The organism is Burkholderia sp. Ac-20344 (genome assembly GCF_017104975.1).
In the GTDB taxonomy this organism is placed as follows: domain Bacteria; phylum Pseudomonadota; class Gammaproteobacteria; order Burkholderiales; family Burkholderiaceae; genus Burkholderia.
Genome location: NZ_JAAGPP010000289.1, coordinates 1 through 4598, shown reverse-complemented (window position 1 = coordinate 4598; position 4598 = coordinate 1). Strand labels below are relative to the sequence as shown.

Here is a 4598-nt window from a genome sequence, read left to right as displayed (position 1 = left end):
CGCCGTACCGGGTGCACGTCGATGACGTGCGCCCGGCACCGCGGCGGCGGCGCCTCGGATCAGTAGCGGTAGTGGTTCGGCTTGAACGGGCCGTCCTTCTGCACGCCGATGTACGAAGCCTGCTCGTCCGACAGCACGGACAGGTTCGCGCCGATGCGCGCGAGGTGCAGGCGCGCGACCTTTTCATCGAGGTGCTTCGGCAGCACATACACCTTGTTCTCGTACTCGCCGCCGCGCACGAACAGCTCGATCTGCGCGAGCGTCTGGTTCGCGAACGAGTTCGACATCACGAACGACGGGTGGCCGGTCGCGCAGCCGAGGTTCACGAGGCGGCCTTCCGCCAGCAGGATCACGCGCTTGCCGTCCGGGAAGATGATGTGGTCGACCTGCGGCTTGATGTTTTCCCACTGGTACTGGCGGGTCGACGCGACGTCGATTTCCGAGTCGAAGTGGCCGATGTTGCAGACGATCGCGTTGTGGCGCATCGCCTTCATGTGATCGTGGTTGATCACGTGGTAGTTGCCGGTGGCCGTCACGAAGATGTCGGCCTTGTCGGCCGCGTATTCCATCGTCACGACGCGGTAGCCTTCCATCGCCGCCTGCAGCGCGCAGATCGGGTCGATTTCGGTGACCCACACGGTCGCGCCGAGGCCGCGCAGCGATTGCGCGCAGCCCTTGCCCACGTCGCCGTAGCCCGCGACGACCGCGACCTTGCCCGCGATCATCACGTCGGTCGCGCGCTTGATGCCGTCGACCAGCGATTCACGGCAGCCGTACAGGTTGTCGAACTTCGACTTCGTGACCGAATCGTTCACGTTGAACGCCGGGAACGGCAGGCGGCCGTCCTTTTCCATCTGGTACAGGCGGTGCACGCCGGTCGTGGTTTCTTCGGTCACGCCCTTGATGTGCGCGAGGCGCGTCGAGTACCAGGCCGGGTCCGCGTCGAGGTGCTTCGCGATCGACTTGTACAGCGCGACTTCTTCCTCGTTGGTCGGCTTCGCGATCACCGAACGGTCCTTCTCGGCCTTCGAACCGAGGATCAGCAGCAGCGTTGCGTCGCCGCCGTCGTCCAGGATCATGTTCGCGAATTCGCCGTTCGGCCATTCGAAGATGCGGTGCGAGAATTCCCAGTATTCGTCGAGCGATTCGCCCTTGAATGCGAACACCGGCGTGCCGGCTTCGACGATCGCGGCAGCCGCGTGGTCCTGCGTCGAGAAGATGTTGCACGAGGCCCAGCGGACGTCCGCGCCGAGCGCCTTCAGCGTCTCGATCAGCACGCCCGTCTGGATCGTCATGTGCAGCGAACCGGCGATGCGCGCGCCCTTCAGCGGCTGCTGCGCCTTGTATTCGTCGCGGATCTGCACGAGGCCCGGCATTTCGGTCTCGGCAATGTTCAGTTCCTTGCGGCCCCAGCCGGCCAGCGCCATGTCGGCGACGACGTAATCGTGGGTAGCTTTGGAATCGATAATGGCGTTCATCACGCCCTCCTTTCTAAAAAGTTTCTAGATTGGTGACGTGAGCGCCGTTCAGGAAGCGGGGCCGGCGCGGTTTTGCCGCACGGCTGCTTGGTGAAGCCTTCCGAGCCTGGCGGACGCAGAGTGGTCCGTCGCAACGCTCCTCGGAAAACGGAGGGGATTGTAGCAAATTGGCGCGCAGAATGCGCACCCGCGGCACCCGCGCGCGGCGTCGACGCGCGCGGCCGTCACGAAAGGGTCAGGACTCCGCGCCGACCCACGCCTGTTCGCGCAGCCGCGCGCGCAGCCGTGCGACGGCCTGGCTGTGCAGCTGGCACACGCGCGACTCGCTCACTTCGAGCACCGCGCCGATCTCGCGCAGATTCAGACCCCGTTCGTAGTACAGCGACATCAGCAGCTTCTCGCGCTCCGGCAGCCGCTCGATCGCCTCGACGAGCGCTTCGCGCAGGTGCTCGTCGAGCAGCGCCGACAGCGGATCGGCGTGATCGACGCGGTAGCGGTCGAGGAACGGCTCGTCGTCGGCCGCGCGGTCGAAATCCTCGTAGTAGATCAGCTGGCTGCCGTGCAGGTCCTGCAGCATCCCCTGGTATTCGTCGAGCGGCATGTTCAGGTGCTGCGCGATCTCGGTCTCGCTCGCCGAGCGGCCGAGATTCTGTTCGACCTGGTGCACCGCGTGCTCGACCTCGCGCGACGTCTTGCGCAGGCTGCGCGGCAGCCAGTCGTTGCTGCGCAGCTCGTCGAGCATCGCGCCGCGGATGCGCTGCGTCGCGTAGGTCTCGAACTGCGCGCCCTGGTCTTCCTTGTAGCGGCCGGCCGCGTCCATCAGGCCGATCATGCCGGCCTGGATCAGGTCGTCGAGGTCGACGCTCGCCGGCATCTTCGCGACGAGCTGCAGCCCGAGGCGTCGCACGAGCGGCGCATATTGCGCGAGCACGTCGGCCTGGGACATCTTTCCTTGAGCGTTGTACATCATGGCTCTCTCCTTCCGGTGGCGATCACGCGGCGTGTGCCGCGCCCGCCTCATACGACGGCTTGCCGCCCGCGTGCACGGCGCGGCCCGCACCCGAACGCGGGCGCATCGGCCAGTACAGCAGGTCGGCGGCAATCTGCCGGTAGTCGCGCGCGGCGGCCGACGACGGGAACGCGTCGACCGCGGCACGCATCAGCTCGCGCGCATGCTCGACGAGCGGATCGGCGCTCACGCACCCCGCGTCGGCAATCGACACCGTCAGGTAGCGGCTCGCGACGCCCGCGAGGTTGTCGAACGCGACCCTCGCGTCCGCGTGGCTGCCGACGTGATTGGTCAGCACGCGGAACTGCGCGAACGCGTGCGCGAAATGCAGCCGCTTCATGCACGCGTACGCCTCGGTGATCGCCTGTGCGGCGACCCGCGTGACGACCAGCACGTCGTGCGCTTCGCGTGCGAGCGCCGAGAACGAACCGTCGGCGCCGAGCTGCGCGTCGACGAGGACGATGTCGGCCGGGCCGTCGATGAAATCGCTCAACTGCGCGTCGGTGTAGCCGATGCGCGCAAGCCGCGCGGCGCCGCACAGGCCGAAGCCGGCCGCGACCCGCGTGCGCTCGCCGTCGCGCAGCCAGGCGCCCGCCAGCGTCGCGCTGGCCGAATGTACGTCGGCGCGCTCGTCGACGACGAGCACATCCTTGCCGAGCGACGCGAGCGCCGCCGCCAGGTTCACGACGGTGGACGTGCAGCCGACACTCGCCGGCCCGCCCGTCACCGCGACGATGCGCGACGCGCGCCCGGCCAGCAGGCGCCGCAGCCCTTCGGCCTGGTCGATGATTCGTTTATCCAAATCGCACCTCGTGCAGCTCGGCGGTGGAACGTGCGGTCAGTGCGGAAAGCAGCGTCGGCATGTCCTCGTCTTGCGGCACGAAGGGCGAGCCGTCGCGCGGTACACAGAACGCGCTCTTCAGCAGGAATTTGGTCGACGCGACGTACAGGTTCTCCGGCACCTTCTGGCCGGTCGACACGTAATGGATCGGCAGCTTGTAGCGGATCACGGTGTCGAGCACGCCGCCGAGGTGGGTCGCCTCGTCGAGCTTCGTGAGGATGCAGCCGGCGAGGTCCGGATGCTCGCCCGCGCTGCGGTACGCCTGCACGACTTCGTTGAGCGTGTCGCCATGGCTCGTCGCGTTGAGCAGCAGCAGGCGCTGCACCGGTGCGTTCGCACCGTGCAGCATCGCGATCTGGTCGGATACCGCGCGGTCGCGCTGGCTCATGCCGATCGTGTCGATCAGCACGATGTGCTTGTTGCGCAGCTCGGACAGCGCGAGCGCGAGGTCGCCGGCATCCTTCACCGCGTGCACCGGCACGCCGAGGATCTTGCCGAAGATGCGCAGCTGCTCGTGGCCGCCGATCCGGTAGCTGTCGGTGGTCAGCAGCGCGACCTTGCTCGCGCCGAAGCGCATCACGCAGCGTGCCGCGAGCTTCGCGGTGGTGGTGGTCTTGCCGACGCCCGTCGGCCCCATCAGCGCGAACACGCCGCCGCGCTCCATCAGCGCGTCCTCGCTGTCGAGCACCGGCAGGTTCGCCGCGAGCACCGACTGCGCCCATTCGGCGGCCTGTTCGAACGTCTGCGCGCCGTCGCCGGCCGGCAGGTTGTCGACCAGCATCCGCACGAGCTGCGCGGAGAAACCGGCCGCGAACAGGTGCTTCGTCAGCGCGCCATGCACGGCGCTGCGACGCTGGCGGTCGTGCCACATCAGGCTGTCGAACTGCTCTTCCATCATCCCGCGCAGCTCGCCGAGCTCCTGCATCACCGTATCGTTGACGATCCGCTCGATGCGCGACTTCACCGCGTCGGCCACTGCGGCGGCTGCGTCGGCGGACAGGCGCGTGCGCTCGGCCGCCTTCGCGGCATGCATGGCGCTCGTGTCGGGTGTGCGGGTGGCGGCGGCCGGCATCCGGCGTTCGGCGTCGCGCACGATGTCGCGCGCCCAGTCGGGCGGCGTCGGCGAGGAGCCGCGCCTGCACAGCCGGCGAGCAGCGCGGCCGGGTAGTGCCAGCGCGGCAGCGCGCGGCCGGGTGTCGGCGCGAGAAGGCCGCCAGCCGGGCGGGACAGGATCGGATCGTCCATGTGAAGCGAAAGTGGGCGAGCGGTT

4 protein-coding genes and 1 riboswitch are annotated in these 4598 nt (G+C 68.2%); all 4 genes read right to left on the bottom strand.

Going from position 1 to position 4598, the window contains the following annotated elements; genetic code table 11:
- Nucleotides 1-59 precede the first annotated feature (59 nt).
- A complete protein-coding gene (ahcY, locus tag G3N64_RS38295) occupies nt 60-1478 on the bottom strand; it encodes an adenosylhomocysteinase (RefSeq protein WP_205788776.1) in 1419 nt (472 codons plus the stop codon).
- Nucleotides 1479-1510: 32 nt separating this feature from the next.
- Nucleotides 1511-1626: riboswitch (S-adenosyl-L-homocysteine riboswitch) on the bottom strand.
- Between the two features lie 87 nt (nt 1627-1713).
- Complete coding sequence (locus G3N64_RS38290) at nt 1714-2448, bottom strand: RNA polymerase sigma factor FliA (protein WP_011350611.1); 735 nt, start codon at nt 2446-2448, stop codon at nt 1714-1716.
- A gap of 22 nt (nt 2449-2470) precedes the next feature.
- Nucleotides 2471-3289 (bottom strand): MinD/ParA family protein, encoded by an 819-nt coding sequence (locus G3N64_RS38285; RefSeq protein ID WP_205788775.1) that lies wholly within the window; start codon nt 3287-3289, stop codon nt 2471-2473.
- On the bottom strand, nt 3282-4598 hold a 1317-nt coding region (flhF, locus tag G3N64_RS38280; RefSeq protein WP_241021428.1), incomplete at its 5' end, for a flagellar biosynthesis protein FlhF. The genes flhF and G3N64_RS38285, both read right to left, overlap by 8 nt.

Bases quoted from the DNA above. Each gene is read 5' to 3' on its own strand.
- ahcY (WP_205788776.1), bottom strand. From the start codon at position 1,478: ATGAACGCCATTATCGATTCCAAAGCTACCCACGATTACGTCGTCGCC.
- G3N64_RS38290 (WP_011350611.1), bottom strand. From the start codon at position 2,448: ATGATGTACAACGCTCAAGGAAAGATGTCCCAGGCCGACGTGCTCGCG.